At 49.2% G+C, this 18,394-nt stretch carries 15 protein-coding genes and 1 pseudogene; 4 read left to right on the forward strand and 12 right to left on the reverse strand.

What is annotated here, in order from left to right; translation table 11 throughout:
* Positions 1 to 83: 83 nt before the first annotated feature.
* From ACYVB1_RS03630 to ACYVB1_RS03645, 4 genes are all read right to left on the reverse strand, one after another.
* On the reverse strand, positions 84 to 1,646 hold the full coding sequence (locus tag ACYVB1_RS03630; RefSeq protein ID WP_460920675.1) for a T9SS type A sorting domain-containing protein: 1,563 nt from the start codon (positions 1,644 to 1,646) through the stop codon (positions 84 to 86).
* Between the two features lie 435 nt (positions 1,647 to 2,081).
* Complete coding sequence (locus ACYVB1_RS03635; RefSeq protein WP_460920677.1) at positions 2,082 to 2,468, reverse strand: acyl-CoA thioesterase; 387 nt, start codon at positions 2,466 to 2,468, stop codon at positions 2,082 to 2,084.
* A gap of 279 nt (positions 2,469 to 2,747) precedes the next feature.
* Positions 2,748 to 3,227, reverse strand: a complete 480-nt coding sequence (locus ACYVB1_RS03640; protein WP_460920679.1) for a 3'-5' exonuclease — start codon at positions 3,225 to 3,227, stop codon at positions 2,748 to 2,750.
* A 120-nt stretch (positions 3,228 to 3,347) separates the two neighbouring features.
* Entirely contained in the window at positions 3,348 to 4,280 is a 933-nt protein-coding gene (locus tag ACYVB1_RS03645; RefSeq protein WP_460920681.1) for a metallophosphoesterase, read from the reverse strand.
* Between the two features lie 368 nt (positions 4,281 to 4,648).
* Here ACYVB1_RS03645 and ACYVB1_RS03650 point away from each other — a divergent pair, with 368 nt between their 5' ends.
* The 3 genes from ACYVB1_RS03650 to ACYVB1_RS03660 all read left to right on the forward strand — a co-directional run bounded on the left by ACYVB1_RS03650 (position 4,649) and on the right by ACYVB1_RS03660 (position 8,503).
* Positions 4,649 to 6,115, forward strand: a complete 1,467-nt coding sequence (locus tag ACYVB1_RS03650) for a serine hydrolase domain-containing protein (RefSeq protein ID WP_460920683.1) — start codon at positions 4,649 to 4,651, stop codon at positions 6,113 to 6,115.
* A 157-nt stretch (positions 6,116 to 6,272) separates the two neighbouring features.
* Positions 6,273 to 7,778, forward strand: coding sequence for a sensor histidine kinase (locus tag ACYVB1_RS03655; protein WP_460920685.1), 1,506 nt, complete (start codon positions 6,273 to 6,275; stop codon positions 7,776 to 7,778).
* A gap of 53 nt (positions 7,779 to 7,831) precedes the next feature.
* Complete coding sequence (locus ACYVB1_RS03660) at positions 7,832 to 8,503, forward strand: LytR/AlgR family response regulator transcription factor (protein WP_460920687.1); 672 nt, start codon at positions 7,832 to 7,834, stop codon at positions 8,501 to 8,503.
* A gap of 147 nt (positions 8,504 to 8,650) precedes the next feature.
* Here the strand turns inward: ACYVB1_RS03660 and ACYVB1_RS03665 are convergent, their stop codons facing one another.
* Together ACYVB1_RS03665 and ACYVB1_RS03670 are read right to left on the reverse strand one after the other, a co-directional pair.
* Positions 8,651 to 9,124: a discoidin domain-containing protein gene (locus ACYVB1_RS03665; RefSeq protein WP_460920689.1), complete on the reverse strand. Its 474-nt coding sequence runs from the start codon at positions 9,122 to 9,124 to the stop codon at positions 8,651 to 8,653.
* A 221-nt stretch (positions 9,125 to 9,345) separates the two neighbouring features.
* The gene (locus tag ACYVB1_RS03670) at positions 9,346 to 10,977 is read right to left on the reverse strand and encodes an FAD-dependent oxidoreductase (RefSeq protein ID WP_460920691.1); all 1,632 of its coding nucleotides are present in this window, start codon (positions 10,975 to 10,977) and stop codon (positions 9,346 to 9,348) included.
* A gap of 432 nt (positions 10,978 to 11,409) precedes the next feature.
* Between ACYVB1_RS03670 and ACYVB1_RS03675 the strand changes: the two genes are divergently transcribed.
* Positions 11,410 to 12,708 carry a sensor histidine kinase gene (locus ACYVB1_RS03675; RefSeq protein ID WP_460920693.1) on the forward strand — a complete coding sequence of 433 codons (1,299 nt, stop codon included), beginning with the start codon at positions 11,410 to 11,412 and terminating at the stop codon, positions 12,706 to 12,708.
* Positions 12,709 to 12,856: 148 nt separating this feature from the next.
* Here the strand turns inward: ACYVB1_RS03675 and ACYVB1_RS03680 are convergent, their stop codons facing one another.
* The 6 genes and pseudogenes from ACYVB1_RS03680 to ACYVB1_RS03705 form a co-directional block, all read right to left on the reverse strand.
* Positions 12,857 to 13,552: a protein-L-isoaspartate(D-aspartate) O-methyltransferase gene (locus tag ACYVB1_RS03680; RefSeq protein ID WP_460920695.1), complete on the reverse strand. Its 696-nt coding sequence runs from the start codon at positions 13,550 to 13,552 to the stop codon at positions 12,857 to 12,859.
* A gap of 163 nt (positions 13,553 to 13,715) precedes the next feature.
* The gene (locus ACYVB1_RS03685) at positions 13,716 to 15,557 is read right to left on the reverse strand and encodes a glycoside hydrolase family 2 protein (protein ID WP_460920697.1); all 1,842 of its coding nucleotides are present in this window, start codon (positions 15,555 to 15,557) and stop codon (positions 13,716 to 13,718) included.
* 456 nt (positions 15,558 to 16,013) lie between these two features.
* Entirely contained in the window at positions 16,014 to 16,574 is a 561-nt protein-coding gene (locus ACYVB1_RS03690; RefSeq protein WP_460920699.1) for an endonuclease, read from the reverse strand.
* Positions 16,575 to 16,762: 188 nt separating this feature from the next.
* Entirely contained in the window at positions 16,763 to 16,930 is a 168-nt protein-coding gene (locus tag ACYVB1_RS03695; RefSeq protein WP_460920701.1) for a hypothetical protein, read from the reverse strand.
* 95 nt (positions 16,931 to 17,025) lie between these two features.
* Entirely contained in the window at positions 17,026 to 18,066 is a 1,041-nt protein-coding gene (locus ACYVB1_RS03700) for an LLM class flavin-dependent oxidoreductase (protein WP_460920703.1), read from the reverse strand.
* 233 nt (positions 18,067 to 18,299) lie between these two features.
* Positions 18,300 to 18,394, reverse strand: a pseudogene (locus ACYVB1_RS03705) (IS1 family transposase); the annotation flags it as partial.

Here is an 18,394-nt window from a genome sequence, read left to right on the forward strand (position 1 = left end):
TTCCAGGGGTATCTTCTCCTTAAATCAAGTCTACAGGTAAAAAGTCCCCCGGCTTCTCATAACCAGAAGCCGGGGGACTTTTTCTAACGCTGTACAACCAGCTTCACGGTCTGTACCCTGCTGCCTGTAGTCAGGCGTGCCAGGTACAAACCTTTCGCGAGATTTCTAACCAGCAGCTCATGCTCGTATTGCCTTTCGGTTTCTGCTGTTCCGGAAGCAATGCGCTGCACCAGAGTGCCTTTCAGGTCATAGAGGTCCAGGGTGTAGGGCGTAGCATTTTGCTCTACAGCAAAAGCAATGGTGGTGCGGTCATGGAAAGCGGTAGGGTAGGCCTCCAGACCTGGATGAACAGGAGCACCTTCCGCAGCCATCACTGATTTTCTGCTTACACTTCTGGTGTTCGGTGTGTGAATGACAATGGCACCCTGACCTATAGCTGAGCAGGGTTCAAGGTTTTCGTACAGGCTGGAAGACAGGCAGGCGACCTGGTTGTCGTAGACTACCGGTCCCTGAGTGCCATCCTGGTTTATCTCCCATATAATGATCCGAAGTTCATCTGGTTGGTTGCCATTCAGGTGCTGGCCGTCTGTAGCTGCTACCGAATAGCCAAACCGCCGCGGATCCGTCACAAATCGCCCTGTGTTGTCCCTGTAAGTGAGGGTGCCGAGGCCCCTGAAGTAGGCAGTGTTACCTGTAATCACGAGCGACCTGTCCAGAACAGTGGTGCCTTTGAAGGCAAGGGAGCCGTTTTCCAGCAGGAGTTGCGTTGCTCCCATTACCCTGTTTTCTGCTCCTTTCATGTACTTGGCCATAAAACTCCAGTGTACCGTTCCTCCTTGCTGCATGAACTCATACGCCGGGTTCGCCGGAGATTGTATCCAGCCGCCCCCGGTTACGAAACCAGCCTCCACGTCGAACACATGCACATACATAACGGCTGTTTGTGTGGGGCAGCCAGCGCCACCGCCATAGGTTACGGTCACTTTGAAGACATCCGGTTCGGAAGGCCAGTTGACAGCAACAGAACCAGTGCCTTGTCCTGTGAAATTAGTGTAGGGCATGCCCTCGCTGTCTGTGATGCTCCAGGTGAAGGAGTTGGCACCTGTACCGGGAAGAGTATATACAGAGCGGGCAGTGCCGACTGCAGCGGTGCCGCTACCTGTAATACCGGCGGCAGTAAAGGCAGGGCACTGGCTGTATTTGATGGTCAGGAAATCGGCCCCCTCGTTGTAGTCATAAGTATACCCTGTGATGATGATGTTTCCCCTGGTGTCCAATGCCGTGTCCACTGCCACAGCAGTGGCGGAACCTCCACTGCTGTAACGTTCAACCCATGTCTGCTCTCTTGTGGTGGCAGCGTAGCGTACTGTGGCGAAGTCGAAAGAGGTGCTTTGGCTGTAACTGGCGCCGGTGACGTAGATGCCGCCTGTGTTGTCAACGGCAATGGCCTGGGCTACATCAAATACATCGCCGCTGTAGCGTTGCACCCAAGTCTGCTCCCCTGAGGTGGCATTGTAACGTACGGTGGCGTAATCAGGCGCAAAGTCAGTGCCATTGCTCGAACCGGTGACATAGACACCGCCGGCATTATCCACCGCAATAGCAGTGGCATGATCTCCGCCGTTTGCTTTAAAACATGCATCCATTACTGCCGAATTACTGCAAGAATAAGCAGCGGCATGTTAGGACTGATCAAAACTTTTTTATGAAGATAACCAACAACATTAAAGGAGCAGCCAGGCAGGCATTAGCTAAATCAGGAGCGTGCAACATCCGGTTTAGAAAAAATTTGCGCTGCCTTCTACAGGTTTATCATACGTATACTTATATAAATAGTGTAATAAAAACCTGTAATTTATAAGGATGTGATACGGTAAACCTCCCTACTAAACCGGGGTGGCATAGTAGGGAGTATCTGATCTGGGTCAGTAACAGTTTGAAGCCAAAGCTCCGTGTCACAGAATGAAGATATAGGTTTAAAACTGAAGGGCAGCAGCCTGCGCCAATACCTGCCTGTAAAATGCCTCTCTTCTGCAGCTGAGAAAGAATTGAGAAATAAAACTCGTTTAAAGGAGGAATACCTACTTTATAATAGAAACAGGCTGTTTGTTCTCATCGATGGCTACAAAAGTAAATTCACCGCTGACGGCATTTTCCCTGTGGTCTGAATACATTTGTTCGACATCGATATTTACCCGAACCTTGATGCTTGTATTTCCCACTTTTGTCACAGTGCCAATGAGTTCTACGATTGTGCCTGCCGGAATGGGCTTGTTAAAATCAATTTTGTCGCTGCTGACAGTAACCATGCGCTGGCGGCTGAAACGGGTGGCGGTGATAAATGCAACTTCGTCCATGAGCTGCATGGCGGCGCCTCCAAACAGGGTGTCGTAATGGTTGGTTGTATTAGGAAACACCGCTTTAAAAATGCGGGTTTCGGAGCGTTTGATTCGTTCTTCTAATGTCATGTGGTGGTTTTAAATAATGCTGCAGATTCAGTTGAAAACACTTCTCTCTTATATTGAATAGAGGAGAATATTTGTCAACATACAGTTCAGCCATGATTTAAGGTGCTTTTTCTCCTGGCAGGCATGCTTCCCGTTCGCCAGCTTCATTTTCTGTTTTGCCCTGATGGCCACAAAGGGGCTTTCCCAGACTTTCAGCAAAGACAGCACTTTAAAATCACAACGGGGCTTTGAACCTGCCCGTCATTTTCAGATCTAGCTTTCCGCAAATAAGAGGCTGTATCAGGCCATACTGTGCAGGTGCCTTTTATATAAAGCGGCACAAGCCAGAGCATCGCTCAGGGCATCGTGGTGGTTCAGCTGTATTTTAAATTCCTGGCAAAGCTGAGCCAGCCCTTTTTTGAAAATTTTGTAAGTGCACTGCTGCTCGTAAGTTGGCTGTGGCAGTTTATAATAATCCAGCGTATGGCGCAGGCAGCTGAAATCAAAAGCACCATTATGGGCGACCACCGTCTGGTTTTGGATGTACGGTTTTATATGCTGCCATACCGCATCGAAGGTGGGGGCATGGCAGGTATCGGCTGCTGTGATGCCGTGTATCTCTGTGTTGCGGTAAAAGTAGAAGTTATCCGGCGGGCAAACCAGTTTGTTTATCTTTTGTGTTATCTGCCCGTTCTCTACACGGACTAGTCCAACCTGGCAGATGCTCCAGCGCTTGCCTTGCGCCGTTTCAAAATCAATGGCGGTAAAAGAGTGACTCATTTAAGGAGAGTGGTATTGGTGTGCGGCAAGTTAACTACCTCCTGCCTGATTATCAAAAGCAGGGGCAGGCGATGTGCTGTACTATCCGCTTAAAATACGCTGTTCCTTCCCTGACCTGCCTTAAAAACCCGGAGGTGTGACCTGGTGCAGGTTCGCGCGGTCCAGGCACTGCTCTCCCTGCCAGCGGTAAGCCACCAGTTTGCCTGCCTTTGCTACGCTGTAGTCTACGCAGCACACGTTTTTCCCGTACACGCTGGTGGCGGTGTTGCCGGGAAGCCAATAATGGCCAAAGAAAACGGGTTTCTCTGTTTCCGGGTATGCTTTGTTTCTCCCCACCAGTACTTCCGGTACCACCTCATCTGTTAAGGAGTCATAGGTGCCGACGCTGTACTGCCTGTATGTGATGCGTTTCGGGCTGAGCCACCACTTTATCCGCAGGGCAGAACGGGGATGTCCGTCCTTGTCCTGGAATGTGAGTCCCTGCGGCATCGGCAGTTCTTTTCCTTTCAGGGTGACCTCAATGGCCTCGGTCAGTCTGAAGTCTTTCTGGTAGCCATGCAGAAGCACTTCGTCCGTTAGCCGGTCATTTGTCAGGTGTTCCCGCAGGACCTGGATATGTGCCTCATCCCAGCAGGCGTGTACTGCCCGCAGGTGTTCCTCTTCGTAAAAAAGCGGGAGCGTCTTAAACCATTCCACGTAATCATGATAGGCAGCTTCTCTTCCTTTAAACTGCTCCATCGTTTTGGCGTGCTGCGATTTGTTACGCGCTGAGTGTTCGCGCAGGTAGTTGCCGTCTGTTCCCCGGGTATTGTACAGGATAGCGTTCAGTTCGTGGTTTCCCATTAGGGCGATAGCCGTCTGGTGGTCTGCCATGGCGCGTACTAATTCCAGTGTTTCCCTAATCTTAGGTCCCCTGTCAATGTAATCACCCACAAAGATGACCTTCCTTCCGGGATGGCTGTAATAGCCCTTGCTGTTTTCATACCCGAGTTTTTGCAGCAACTGTTCGAGCGCGTCTGCATGCCCGTGTATGTCTCCTATTATATCGTACATGTGCTGGATACTTCACTTTGAGCCGCCATGCTTCGCTGGGCAGAGCAGCTTAAACTTTATCCGCGGCTGCCACTGGTGGACCGGGACAAGCACAAAGATAATGTGCAGATGTTGTTTCCCTGCATGTTTGTTACACATTTATGACACAAGTCGCCGTTTCGTCGGCTGCCAGGGTGGGGCAGGGGTGTCAGAGTATAAACGGTTTGCTTTTTAGCAATTAACAGGGCTGTGGCTGCAATGAATGGATATACTTAAACCCCAATCGTTGTTTCGTCACATCTTTTTCAGCGTTCATCACATTTAGTTTAAAGTCCGTTAAATCCTGCCGAAACTTGTCATAGTTAACAACTGCACTAAAAAATAAAACTATGAAAAGATTTGTGTTCCAAGCACTATTTTACGCACCCATCAGGGGCAGTATTCACTGCCTCCTGGTCGGGGCACTCCTGACATTAGGCTGCACACCGAAGGCACATGTCTCAGAAGACGTGCCGCAGCTGGCAGAGAAACCTTCTACCGCCCCGCCATCTGACCTGCAGCGCCTGGAGGCGATAGCAGATTCTGCAGCAAGGACGCAGCTGGAGACGGGTAGTGTGCCGGGTATGAGCGTTGCGGTAGCACGGTATGGTGAAGTCCTGTTTGCGAAAGGCTATGGACAGGCAGATGTAGAAATGGGAGTGGCTGCCGGGCCGGAAACAGCTTACGTGATTGGCTCTATTACAAAGCAAATGACAGCTGCCACTATCCTGCGTTTGGCCGAAGCAGGCAAAATTTCACTTGACGACGCTATTACGAAACACCTTCCGGATTACCCCTCGCAGGGCCATCATGTAACAGTGCGCCACCTGCTGAACCATACCTCTGGTATCAAAGGCTTCAGAATACTGCATGAGGAGAACCGGCAAAAATTCAGACTCGACCTCACTTATGAGGAGATGGTTGATTTATTCGGAAAGCAGCCCTTCGACTTTAAGCCCGGGAAAAAGTTCGAGTACAACAACATGGCCTATTACCTGCTCGGGGAGATCATTGGCAGGGTAACCGGAACACCATGGTCTACTTATGTGGAGAAAGAGTTGCTCCAGCCGCTTGGTCTCAAACAGACCCTCTACTGTGAAAGCCGTCGCATTATTCCGAACAGGGCAGAAGGATACGAGTACGAGGAAGGAAGGCTTGTAAACGCCCGCTATATCAGCATGCAGGTGGGCGGTGCTGCGGGTGCTCTTTCCTCTACGTTAAATGACCTTATCCGCTGGACTCATCTCCTGCACAGTTGGCAAGTGGTTTCTCAGGAGTCGCTGCAGCAGATGATGACCCCGACAATAATTCCTGCCGGCGATACCATCGGCTACGGCTTCGGGCTGTACCTCGATGCGTTGGGCGGCAACACTAAAGTCGGTCATGGCGGGGGCGCAAATGGCTTTACGGCCGCTCTCACTCATTATTCGGAAGAGGGACTGACCATTGCGGTACTTACAAACTCAAATAAGGCAAACCCATTTAAGGTGGAGGAAGCGCTGGCACGGGAGGCGCTAAAAGTAAAGTTACTGGACCTGCCCCTTGCGGCAGAAGAGATGGTCCGCTACGAGGGCACCTATACCTATCAGTCTGAAAAAAGAACGCGTGCTATGCGGGTGTTCAGCGAGAATGGCCAGTTGAAGGCACAGGTTGTCGGGGGGAAACCTTTCCGGCTCCTTTACCAGGGGGAGCATGCTTTTATCCCGGAGGTAGATGACGATGATTGCCTTGTGTTCAGTATGGTGAACGGACGTGCTGAAGGCTATAAGCACCATGAGGGGCGCTGGAAGGTATTTCCTGCAAAACGGAAGCCGTAGCCGAAGCAGCGCGTGCGGCACCTGGTAAGAGCCTGAAGGCCGGTATCAGAGAACAGTACCCTGTTCTGCCACATTTGTCATATATTCTTACCCTTTCATACTATCCACTATGTTTCATCAAAGCTTTAAATTATCATTGTTTTATAAAGATGATACAATGAAAGATTTTGCTAACAAGCCCGCTTATTTAAACAAAGTAGAGTTTTGGGCAGCGACCACCATCTTTGTATTTGCGGTATTTTTCCTGATTACGTCCGCTGTAAGCTCAGACAAGAGCCTCTTTGATGAAGAGAGTGTTTCTTTTAATTACTACCAAAACCTCTTCTTTCCTCAGCTAATCAGGTACATTATTTATTATGTGGGATTCCTGCTACTGAATTTTATTGTAGTCCCAAACCTGCTTCGTAAAGAAGCGCTGTTTCAGAGCCTGCTGCTGATACTTGCTGTATTCCTGGTGGTGGGTGTTGTGTTCGGGGTTACCGACACCTATACAAAAAGTTACCTGCTCAACCGGTACAACACTTTGCAGGAAGCATATAATGTGATATTCCATAACAGCTTTCTGTACGCTTTGTGGCTGTTGTTTATGTTCGGGTTCTACACCTCCCTGAAATATGCTGGCATTTACCTGCTGTCTAACTCAGAAGCGATCCAGACCAAATACCGTTTTGTAACGCCGGGCGGGCTTACAGCTTTTGTGCTGTGGATGATTAGTATGTTCTTAATGTTGATGGTGAATGCGCCTACAGACCTTATTGTAGCCTGGGGAATTGTTATTCCTTCTGGTATCTTCCTGTACAGTTATTCCTTTTATGCTTTTATACCTAAGTCGCTCCCTAAAAAACACCCTTTCAGGAATTACCTCCTGAAGTCTGCTCTTGTTTTGATTATTTCCATACCTATCGTGGCTTTGCTGATACAGATCCTGACAGAAGATGAAGATGCTGCAATAAGTATTGCCTTGTTTAACGTGGCCTTTCAACTGCTGATAACGGTGCCGCTGACCTGGGTGCTTTTCAAAAGGCATCTAAAGGGAAATGAAGAATTGTATGTGTTGAAGAAAGAACTGGGGCGCTCTAATGCCAACCTAGATTTTCTCCGTTCCCAGATTAACCCACACTTTTTGTTTAATGCCCTGAATACGCTCTACGGCACTGCCCTTCAGGAAAACAGCGAGCGTACGGCACAGGGCATACAGATGCTGGGCGACATGATGCGGTTTATGCTGCACGAGAACCACCAGCACAAAATATTGCTGTCGCGGGAAATAGAGTATATGCGCAACTACATTGAGCTGCAGTCGCTGCGGATATCGAACTCACCTGATATTGTCATCCATACAAAAATTGAAGATGTGGTGGCAGATAAGTTTATAGCACCCATGCTGCTCATCCCTTTTGTAGAAAATGCTTTCAAGCACGGTATCAGCCTGAAGCATAAGTCCTGGATTAAAGTAATGCTGCACTACAAGCAGGACAAGCTGTTTTTTGACGTGTACAACAGCACACATCCGAAGCAGGAGAAAGACCCGGAAAAAGAAATGTCTGGCATCGGGTTGGAAAACGTACGGCAGCGTTTGGAAATGTTATATCCTGGGAAGCATGAACTGGTTATAAGGGAAACACTGGAAGACTACTTCGTGCACCTGACCATCCAGTTGTAACATGGTAAATTCCTCAGGAAAAAGTATCTTCCATCAGTTAACTAAATTTAACCATGAAGGCGATAGCAATAGACGATGAACCAATGGCACTGGAGGTGGTGCGCTCTCATGCGGCCAAGGTGCCTTACCTGGAACTGGTAGCCAGTTTTACGGATGCCTTTAAGGCGCTGGAGTACCTGCAGCAGGAGCCGGTGGACCTGCTCTTCCTGGATATCAAGATGCCCGATATTACGGGGCTGGAGTTTGTAACCAGCCTGCAGAAAAAGCCGCTCGTGATTTTTACCACCGCCTATTCTGAACACGCCGTCACCAGTTTTGAGCTGGACGCCATTGATTATTTGCTGAAGCCTTTCTCGCTGGCCAGATTTGTGAAAGCCTGCAACAAAGCCCAGGAGCTGTTGCTGCTACGCCATCATAATATTCCTCAAAAAGACTACGTGTTTCTGAAGACCGGCTATGAGCAGGTAAAGGTGCATTACGATGAGATTCTTTACATGGAGGCAGCCGGCAACTACGTGAACTTTGTGCTGGAGGATAAAAAACTGCTTTCGCGCATGACCATCAACGAACTAAGCGAACTGCTGCCCCCGGAAAGATTTACCCGTGTGCACCGCTCTTATATTGTTGCCAAAGAAAGAATAGATAAAATTGAGCGTCACCAGGTGTGTGTACAAGGGCACTGCGTGCCTGTCGGCGCATCTTATATGCAACAGCTCCAGGTATAGGCCTGATTTATCATCAGATTGCCAGGGTTGGCTGGGTGCAGGAAAAAGGCTGAGATAAAAGCGCACCGGAATTCGGACACATTCTACAAAAGAAGAAGCCCCTGGTATCTCAGGGGCTTCTTTGTGACCAAACACCTGTTTCAGCCATTAGCTCAGTTGCAGCTGCGTTAGCAAGGCGTAGGCTTCATTTCCGTTTGTGTCTGGGTTAATGGTCAGTTCCAGCGTACTTACTTCGTTTAGCTCAACAGCATACTCCTCTGCTTCCTCTGTAGTTTGCGGAGGACTAAAGTTATATTGTTGCCGTACTATTTCCCGGTATGAACTGTCACCGGCAGGCTGCCAGCGCAACAGAAACTCCTGTGCGCGCTCCTGTTCCTGTTCCCGGAACAAAAGCTTAATCCGCCTGATGCTTTGCGGTTCATCAAACACCAGCCGTATTGTCTGCTTACCGGGTTGTGCCGCTCTCCAGCCTGTTTCCGTGTCAGCTGTAAAAGCAGCCTCTATAGGATGGTCTTCGCTTTCAGAACTCAGTTCAACCCGGGCAATACTTTCCAGGTCCAGCCCGTTTTTTTCAGCAGCAGTTAGCTGCTCATCTTGCTTATTTATTAATTTTTTTCGCATATTTCTTCCTTCAGCTTTCTCTCAGTTTCCTGTATAAAAATTCTGTCCTGTTTCTCCTTGTCAAACTTTATTTTATGTAAAAGTGCTTGAAGACAGGTCCTACTGTGGTTTACGCAGCTAAGGTTTGAGCGGACACTTCCAGAAACAAGGTTGGCTGATAAATGCTTCTCCTGGGGATTGCACGCGAATTTTTCCTGCCGGGGCTACGCAAACCATGGTTGTCAGGAGAAAAAGTTATGAATAAAGCTGATGGCCATGGCACCTTCCCCCACACTGGAGGCTACCCGTTTGGTGGAGCCGCTTCTTAAGTCGCCAACGGCAAACAGGCCGGGTTGCGAGGTTTCCAGGGGGTAGGGGGGGCGATCCAAATCCCAGTTATAGCACTGCAGGTCGTAATGGCTAAGCTCATTTCCTGTTAGGATAAATCCTTTTCTATCCATACAAACTAAATCCTTTAACCAATCATTGGCCGGCACAGCACCAATAAAAAGAAACAGGTTCCGCAGGCGTAAGCTGCTTTTTTCCTGTGTCTTGCTGTTGGTGAGGATAACCTTTTCCAGATGCTCTTCCCCTTCCAGGGCAGTAACCTCAGAATTGGTGTGCACCTGTATTTTAGGCTCGTTTTCTACCCGCTTGATGAGGTAGGAAGACATGCTCTTCTCCAGCGAGTCGCCCCTGATAATCAGGTGCACTTTGGCTGCAAAGGAAGAAAGGAAGATGGCCGCCTGCCCAGCTGAGTTTCCCCCACCCACAATGGCTACTTCTTCTTTCTGGCAGGTGTTTGCTTCAGTGGTGGTTGCACCGTAATACACGCCCCTGCCTTTGTAGAAGTCAATGTTGTCTACTACCAGGCTGCGGTACTTCGCCCCGGAAGCGGCAATTACAGTACTGGCAAAAATAGATTTTCCGTCTTTGGTCTTCAGTTCAAAGTGGTTTCTGTGGCGTATGAGTGTTTGCGCTTCTACGGGTACTGATATGGTGCAGCCAAACTTCTGAGCCTGTGTGTAAGCCCGGTTGGCAAGCTCACTGCCAGATATACCAGTGGGGAAGCCGAGGTAATTTTCTATTTTAGAACTGCTCCCGGCCTGGCCTCCCGGGCTAATTTTGTCAATGGTCATGGTCTTCAGGCCTTCAGAGGCACCGTATACACTGGCCGCCAGTCCGCCGGGGCCGGCACCCACTATCAGGATGTCGTATTTATCATCCTGTATGCTGGCGCTCAGGCCGGTGTGGTAGGCAATGTCCTTCAGGGAGGGTTTCCGGTACACTTTGTAATCGGCATCTATCAGTACGGGCGTGTCCTCCTGCCTGATGTTAAAGTTCAGCAGTATTTCTTCTGCCTTTTTATCTTTTTCTAAATCCAGCCACATAAACCTCAGGTGATTCTTTGAAAGAAACTCGCGGATGGTGTATGTTTCAGGGGAATAACGGGAGCCAAGTAATGTGAAGCCGGAATTGTGCCGTTTCAGCTGTTCTTTGCGCCTTAAGATAAAAGCTGTGATAAGAGTATCATTCAGGTCAGGGTAGGTGGACAGTATTTCGGTCAGCTTTTCGTGCGGTACCTGTATCAGTTTGCAGTCTGTTTTTGCGATGGCCTCAAAAACAGAGGCTCTTTGAGAGAGCATGTCACTGTCGCCTGTAAACTCTCCTTTTTTATGCGTCGCAATGAGCTTGTCCTGATCGAAAGGGTCCACTATGTCGACCTCCCCCTCCAACACAATAAAAAAGTCAAACCCCCGCTCTCCCTCATCAATGATGATGTCATTTGCTTTGTATGTTCTGATTTTTCCTTCCTTTTCGAATATGGCTATCTGCTTCTCTGTCAGCGTAGGAAAAGACTTTGTTTTTTTCATCTCAGGGTTATAATGTGCTATTATAAGGAACTATATGATGCGTAACCGGAATTACGCTTAGCGCTGCTTTTATCAGAACATATACGGCACAGGAAGAAAAATCAAGGGGAAAAAGGAATGGTAAATTTTAAAAGCTGGTACCACCTGGTGTTGATCAGGGGGTGGTGACAGCATAAGTTCTCTGCCTGGAAATGCTGTTTTACACTTGCAGGAATCTACTAATTCGGGGAAGGAACGTACGTTTAAATCTTCAGAAATTTTATGGGAGCCAGACAAAACTTTTTCTTTCTGCCATGCATTGTACAGGAGGCGTTTGGCTTTTTGTATCGTAACGCTACCCTTTTTAACCTCTTAATTTATCCGTAGGAACCTGAGCATTATGCATCAGGATTTGATTACTTTTGAACCCAATTTTACTTGAGAGCCTGAACCGTGGAGTTTATACAAAAGTTATTTCAATCTGACTTCATGCCTCATGGGCATTGCTATTTCTGGAAGCCTGAAATTTTATGGCTGACGGTAGGAGGGGATGCCCTGACAGCAGCCGCCTACTATTCTATCCCGCTCATGCTGTTTTATTTTGCGAAGACACGGCAGGACCTGGCGCACAGGCATGTCTTTTTTCTCTTTGCGGCATTTATCCTGTTGTGCGGTACCACGCACGTGCTGGACATCTGGACAGCCTGGGTGCCGACTTACCGGTTGGCGGGAGTGGTGAAAATGGTCACTGGCCTTGTTTCCATTGCCACGGCAGTGGTACTGTACAAATCGATTCCGGCCATGCTGGCAATACCGAGCAACGTGCAACTGGAGGCTGCCAACCGCCAGCTGAAGCAGGAGATAGAGGAGCGGGAAAAAGCACAGGCTGAGCTGAACAGGGCAAAAGATGAACTGGAAAAACGGGTGCAGGAGCGTACAGCAGAACTCTATAAGGTAAACCTGGACCTGGAAGCGGAAATTGAGGAGCGGAAAAAGGCCCAGAAAGCCCTGCTGGACCGAAACCACGACCTGGTTCGAATAAACGGCGATCTGGACAGCTTTGTATACTGTGCCTCCCATGACCTAAAGTCGCCTGTGTCGAACATTGAAGGCTTGCTGCTGGCTTTGCGGGAGGAAATGGAAGCTCCGGATGGCGAGGTAGAACCGATTATGAAGCGACTGGAAACTTCTGTCCATAAAATAAACCGTACCATCCAGGACTTGTCGGATGTAAGTAAAATACAGCGGCGGGCCGAAAACGAGATAATGGAAGAGATACAATTTGGGAAGCTGCTGGGAGAGGTACTGGGCAGTATACAGAACATGGTGCAGGAGTCAGGGGTGAAAGTGATAACAGACTTCAGCCGCCAGCCTTCTGTGTGGTTTGTTCCCCAGCACCTGCAGAGCATCCTGCAAAACCTGCTGACCAATGCCATTAAATACCGGTCTCCTGAAAGGGATTCATATGTTAAATTAAGTACAGCGGAAACAGAGGAGTATGTGGTGCTGACGGTGGAGGACAACGGCATAGGCATCGATTTGGCAAAGCACCGGAAAAAGATATTCTCGCTTTTCAAACGGCTGCACGACCACGTGGAAGGAAGCGGCGTAGGGCTTTATGTTATCAAGCGCATTATAGACAACTACGAGGGCAAAATAGAAGTCCAGAGTGAGGTGAACAAAGGAACAACTTTCCAGATATACTTTAACAAAAGCAATGCTGCCACTTTAACATCTCTTGCCTTAGCCTGAGGGCCTGCGGCCTAGAAAAGACAACCAAATAGAGATAATTTAAATCATCCGGCACGTTGTGGTGTGGCGAGTTCACGAGGGGCTACACCGGGTCTGCTTTTCACTTGGTTGGCATTGTAAGGGACAGCAGCGACAGCAATCCCTGCCACTACTTCTCACCGCCTGTGAAAGGAACGAAGATGACCGGCATCAGTTTTCTGGACACAGCTTTGCCTTTCTTTTTTTCTACCAGCATCAGGGTTTGTGTGTTGTTTGGGGAGCCAATGGGAATCACCATCCGGCCTCCTTCTTTTAACTGCGCCAGCAGGGGAGGCGGAACGGCTTCAGCAGCAGCAGTGACAATGATAGCATCATAAGGGGCATGTTCCTGCCAGCCGTGGTAGCCATTTCCTACCTTCACCTGTACGTTGTCATAACCTAATGCCTTCAACCTCCTGATAGCCGACTCTCCAAGTTCAGGGATAATTTCAACGGTATAAACCTCTTTCACAATCTCTGCCAGCACAGCCGCCTGATACCCGTTACCTGTGCCTATTTCCAGCACTTTCATCTGCGGGGTAGGCTTCAGCATTTCCGTCATGTAAGCCACGATATAAGGCTGTGAAATGGTCTGGCCAGAGCCAATGGGCAAGGGGTTATCAGCATAGGCTTCATCAACTTCCTCCTTAGGAACAAACAGGTGCCGCTTTACTGAGCGCATGGCCTGTAGCACCGCTTTGTCTTTGATGCCCCTTCCCTCAATGGATTGGCGCACCATTTCCTCCCTTTTCTCCTTGTAAACATCCTCCTGAACAGGAGGGGAAACCAGAAAAAACCAGAACAGGATAGAAACCGGGAGAAGCATACCTAGAATGTTTAATGTGCGAAGTCGGAACGGGCAGAACAACTGTATCAGCGATCCGCCAGGTGCTTAATCTGTTATACTTAATTTCAGGAACGGGTTCTGTGACAGGAAGTTAACTCTAAAGCTTATCTGCAGGATATTTCGACTGCAGGTACCATCAAACTTACCCTTCCCCCTCTCCCCGGGAGTTTAATAAACCTGCCGGTACCGATAATTCACCTGTATGCGGATCAATGAGTCCGTTGCGTTCATCTTCTATGTTGGTGGCCTGTGTATAAATGTCGCCGGCAATAGCCCGCTTGCGAAGTTCCTGCTTAAACAATCGTATTCGTTCTGCCCGTTCTTCTAAGCCCTGCGGCCCACCGTAGTCTGAGAAGCCAAAGCCGCCCCACTCGCTTACAATTAACGGGGTTTGCCCGCGGTAAAAGTAAGGGTCACCTACCACGAGCGGGAAAGCGGCCACACCTTCCATCTGGCCAGCCGTTAGCTGATCAAGCAGCTCCTGCCAACGGTGGAGTTCCGGGGTGTAGAGGTGAGCCGTTAATAAGTCAGATTTCAGTTTTCCCTCGTAAGAAATGTGCTGCCAGCCGTCGTTGTCTACCACCAGGAACTGCGGGTACCTGATTTTCATGTAATGGAAGGCATCCATGATGTACTGGCGGGTCTGCGGATTTGTGGCTATGTCCTGGGCTCCCCAGTCCTCGTTATAGAGACTCCAGATAACAATAGAGGGATTGGTCTCAATTAAAGCCAGCATCCGGAGCAGCTCCGCCCGGTGGTTCTGACGGCTAAGCGGGGTCGAACTGTGGGGGCTGGGCACCTCTACCCAGAGCAGGAGCCCAATCTCATCTGCCAGGTTGTAGATGCGGGGGTCCACACCGGCAATATGCACGCGCACCAGGTTACAGCCCAGTTCTTTCATGGCATACAGGTGGCGCCTCATTTCTTCGTAGGTGGCTGTGCCGGGCTGGTAAAGAATGCCGTCAATGTAGATTTCCTCGTTGTTCAGGTAAAGGTGCCGGCCTCTTGCCTCGAATTTTCTTAAACCAAAGTGAGCTTCAATTGCAGCAGAATATCCCTGTTCATCGATTAACTGCGCCTCCAGCCGGTACAGGTGTGGGTTGTCCGGAGACCACAGTTCTGCGTCTGGCATACGCATGACCAGATACTGATGCTTTTGCCCTGCCTCCAGGCGCAAGGTGAAATCAGAGGAGGAAATTGGCTCCGACTGCTCGCCATCGCGTTCATAGATATTGAGCCGCACAGTGTAGAGGCCCGGGTCGTGGATGCGGGTGGTCAGGCCAAACCGTACCAGGGAGTCCTCTATCACACTGATAACACCTACCCTGGAGCGCAGGCGGTTGCGCTCTATTGTTTCGAGCCACACGCTCCGCACAGCCCCTGTATACGTTTGGTACCAGATGCCGCCGCGCTTGTACACATGCGATTCCTGCTTCCCACGGGGTACTTCGGCGTCCATAGACGAGGCAATGCGCACCGTCAGGTAGTTTACCGGTAGCAGGTGTTCCTCATCTATTTCGTAAGTAAAAGAAGTATACTCGCCGTAGTGCACTTCTTCTCCCTCTAAAGTCCTCAGGAGCCGGCCGTTGAGCCACACGCGGGTCTCGTAGCCGCAAGCGCCAAACGTTATCTGAAACATAGAAGGAGAGGAGGGGCTTCGTTCAGGCCGGGGGAACTCCCGCTCATACCAGGCAATCACCTTGTCCTGCCAGGGTTGTGCCTGGTACTGCTGCCCCTTTGCTGCGGCCATATGCGCTTCCACAGAGCCGGGCCAGTGGGCAGTGTGCTCGTACCGGTGCCCCAGGTACCAGGCTTCCTGCAGTCCCCGGTCTTCATTGTCCAGGGCAAAGTGCCACTGCCCGTCCAGGAGGTAATGCGTGTTAGGGCGTAGTACGGCCCTTGGTAAAGGGTTTTCCTGCGTTTCTGTGGAATGTTGTTCCTCGATGCCTTTTGTCGTGTTGAAGCTTTGATATCCTGATTTCATAGCCGGTAGAAAGTTAAGCGCGTTTGTTTTGTTACTCCATCTTAAACGAGATAAACCGATTGCAGATTAAAACAATTGCCTGAACATTTAAACAAAGAACCGGAAGTGCTGGACAGGTATTCGATGCTTCCGTTTTTGAAGAGAAGGGGGAACTGGTTTTTTTAACTAGCGTGGCAAGTGCTTGACTGGTCCTTCGTTGATGGCTTTTTCAACGCTAAGCCTGTTTTCTCCCGCATAGTTTGCCCCTGGCTGTGACGCTCTGCGTAGTATGTTAATTTTTGGTTTAGGCTAAATACTATCAGGGTGATAAAGCCTCTGGCACTTGTCACAGAAGTAGCAGGACCGGCCTGCCTTACTAAACTTTTCTTTTTGTAGGGGAATAAGGTCTCTCGGGCATACTTTTTTCCTGTATACCTGCCAGTGCAGCTTGTCTGCTCCCTCGCGTATACCCTCCAGTTATTCAAAACTAAACCGGACACATTCAGTAATCAGGTTCAGGAGTTCCTTTTCCGGGATTTCTCCCACCTGGCTTGCCGGATGTATACGCCTGCGAAACAGAGCTTCATTCTTGATAATGTTACCCACTCCTGCCAGAATTCCCTGATCCAGCAGCGCCTCTGAAATGAGCAGCTTCGGTTTGCCAGCCAGCTTTTTCAAGGCTTTTCTGCTGTCAAAGGTGGGGTGCATGACATCGGTGCTCCAGTCATATACCAGATCCAGCGGTTGGTAGATGAAGCGGACATCACAGGCGTAGAAGTTGATTTCTCCTGTATCCAGTTCCAGTCCAAAGCGCAGTTCCCTGTTTAGCGCTCCGTTAATGGCATATTTGCCAAAAAGCATCAGGTGAACCCGGATGGTGAAATCTGAAAAGCAGAACAGTATCTCTTTTCCGAATGTTTTTATATCGGTTAAAACACTTTCAATAAGTAAATCAAAAGGAATGTGCCTGGCAGAACCAGTTGCGTTTAAAACAGGCTGGCCAATAAACTGCTCTGTCTGCTCCTTTAAATAAGCCATCTGAGGGCCTTCTGGCATGGTGAGATGATTAAGAGAAGTGTATGCCGTTTAAGCGCTATGCAGGCATTGAAACCGGAAGGAAGAAGCCTAAGCGAGAGCCACAGTCAAGGCAACGCGCTAAGATGAATAAGCTGCTTCTGTAACCGAACAAATCCCCGGCTGTTGAAACCGGGGATTTGTGATATGATTTAGTGATGCATGAGCGATTCGGGAACATCATCGTTTGTGGTAGCGGTAGTGTCAGTCTCAGCAGTTGTTTCGTTCTGAGTTTCTGTTGTGGCTGCCTCCTCCTGGGTGCAGGAAACACCTGTTAGCAGGCACAGCACGAACAGTAATTTGTAGATAGAGTTCTTCATGGTGTAATAAGGTTTAAGTTTTCTTAAATAGTAATTGCTTATAAGTGATAGGCTAAATTACAAAGAAATTCATTGCTTCTGTCCTGCACTTCCATTTATGGAGCTTTCGCGACCGCCTTTTTTACTGCCGGTGCCACCACAGTGCCCAGTAATTCGATGGCCCGTAGGACACTGGCATGTGGCAAAGTGCCCACACTGATGTGTAACAGGAAACGGGTGTTACCGAATAATTCATAGTTATAGAGGATCTTGTCTATCACCTGCTGTGGGCTGCCGACCAGTAATGAGCCTTCCGGTGCGCGCATGGCCTCATACTGGCCTCTGTTCATGCCAGACCAACCCCGTTCCCGTCCAATTTTACTCATGACATAGGCATAGGGACCATAAAATTCATTTGCAGCCTGCTGCGAGTCATCTGCAATGTACCCGTGCGAGTTTATGGCCAACTGTAGTTTTTCCTGCGCATGCCCCGCCTGCTGGTAAGCTTTTTTATATAGGTCTGTGAAGGGCACAAAGCGGTCCGGCATTCCCCCGATAATGGCCAGGGCCATAGGCAAGCCGTAGTTTGCTGCCCGCACCACTGATTCAGGTGTGCCACCTACTGCTACCCAGACAGGCAGTTTTTCCTGGTAAGGCCTTGGGTAAACGCCCAGGTTGTTAATGGCTGGCCTGTGCTGGCCCTCCCAGCTCACCTTTTCGCTTTTGTTCAGCTCGAGGAGCAGTTCGAGTTTCTCGGAAAAGAGGGAATTATAATCTTTGAGGTCGTTGCCAAAAAGCGGGAAAGACTCTATAAATGAACCTCGGCCCGCCATCACTTCAGCACGGCCTTTCGAAAGCAGATCAACATGGGCAAAATCCTGGAAAACCCGAACCGGATCATCAGAACTCAGCACCGTAACCCCGCTGGAGAGCTTGATGTTTTTAGTTTTAACAGCCGCAGCTGCTAGTACAACGGCCGGGGAAGAAACAATAAAATCAGGCCTGTGATGCTCGCCTACGCAAAAAACGTCCAAGCCCAGCTGGTCTGAAAGTTCTATTTCTTCCATCAGGTTCATCATCCTTTCATGAGGACTAAGCAGTTTCCCGGTAGCAGGATCAGGGGTGTTTTCTACAAAGGTGGTAATTCCAATTTCCATAATTTATGTTAGTACAGCTATTTAAACGCTATAAGTTAGATACAACGCTGAACTTTTGTCTCACACTTGCCTTCCGAAAGAACAAAAAATATCCGGCAGGAAACTCCTGCCCCGAAAGAAGAACTATCAAATTCAGCGGCTCACCTTGAACCGCTAACGCACCCGGCATTAGGTTGACAAACGGACAACAGTTGATTTTATAACGGAACCAGGCGTTAAAAGTCGGTTGTGGTCTAGAATGTATGATGGTTTCGGTAATAGAATATTAGCTTCATGGCGTTGTAGTGATTCTGCTCTTTTTTAGAGAAGCAGGCTGTTTTTCTGACCA

This window comes from Pontibacter brevis (genome assembly GCF_054779655.1).

Excerpts from the sequence above, each read along its gene's own strand:
- ACYVB1_RS03630 (WP_460920675.1), bottom strand. The coding sequence starts at position 1,646 with ATGGATGCATGTTTTAAAGCAAACGGCGGAGATCATGCCACTGCTATT.
- ACYVB1_RS03635 (WP_460920677.1), bottom strand. The coding sequence starts at position 2,468 with ATGACATTAGAAGAACGAATCAAACGCTCCGAAACCCGCATTTTTAAA.
- ACYVB1_RS03640 (WP_460920679.1), bottom strand. The coding sequence starts at position 3,227 with ATGAGTCACTCTTTTACCGCCATTGATTTTGAAACGGCGCAAGGCAAG.
- ACYVB1_RS03645 (WP_460920681.1), bottom strand. The coding sequence starts at position 4,280 with ATGTACGATATAATAGGAGACATACACGGGCATGCAGACGCGCTCGAA.
- ACYVB1_RS03650 (WP_460920683.1), top strand. The coding sequence starts at position 4,649 with ATGAAAAGATTTGTGTTCCAAGCACTATTTTACGCACCCATCAGGGGC.
- ACYVB1_RS03655 (WP_460920685.1), top strand. The coding sequence starts at position 6,273 with ATGAAAGATTTTGCTAACAAGCCCGCTTATTTAAACAAAGTAGAGTTT.
- ACYVB1_RS03660 (WP_460920687.1), top strand. The coding sequence starts at position 7,832 with ATGAAGGCGATAGCAATAGACGATGAACCAATGGCACTGGAGGTGGTG.
- ACYVB1_RS03665 (WP_460920689.1), bottom strand. The coding sequence starts at position 9,124 with ATGCGAAAAAAATTAATAAATAAGCAAGATGAGCAGCTAACTGCTGCT.
- ACYVB1_RS03670 (WP_460920691.1), bottom strand. The coding sequence starts at position 10,977 with ATGAAAAAAACAAAGTCTTTTCCTACGCTGACAGAGAAGCAGATAGCC.
- ACYVB1_RS03680 (WP_460920695.1), bottom strand. The coding sequence starts at position 13,552 with ATGCTTCTCCCGGTTTCTATCCTGTTCTGGTTTTTTCTGGTTTCCCCT.
- ACYVB1_RS03685 (WP_460920697.1), bottom strand. The coding sequence starts at position 15,557 with ATGAAATCAGGATATCAAAGCTTCAACACGACAAAAGGCATCGAGGAA.
- ACYVB1_RS03690 (WP_460920699.1), bottom strand. The coding sequence starts at position 16,574 with ATGGCTTATTTAAAGGAGCAGACAGAGCAGTTTATTGGCCAGCCTGTT.
- ACYVB1_RS03695 (WP_460920701.1), bottom strand. The coding sequence starts at position 16,930 with ATGAAGAACTCTATCTACAAATTACTGTTCGTGCTGTGCCTGCTAACA.
- ACYVB1_RS03700 (WP_460920703.1), bottom strand. The coding sequence starts at position 18,066 with ATGGAAATTGGAATTACCACCTTTGTAGAAAACACCCCTGATCCTGCT.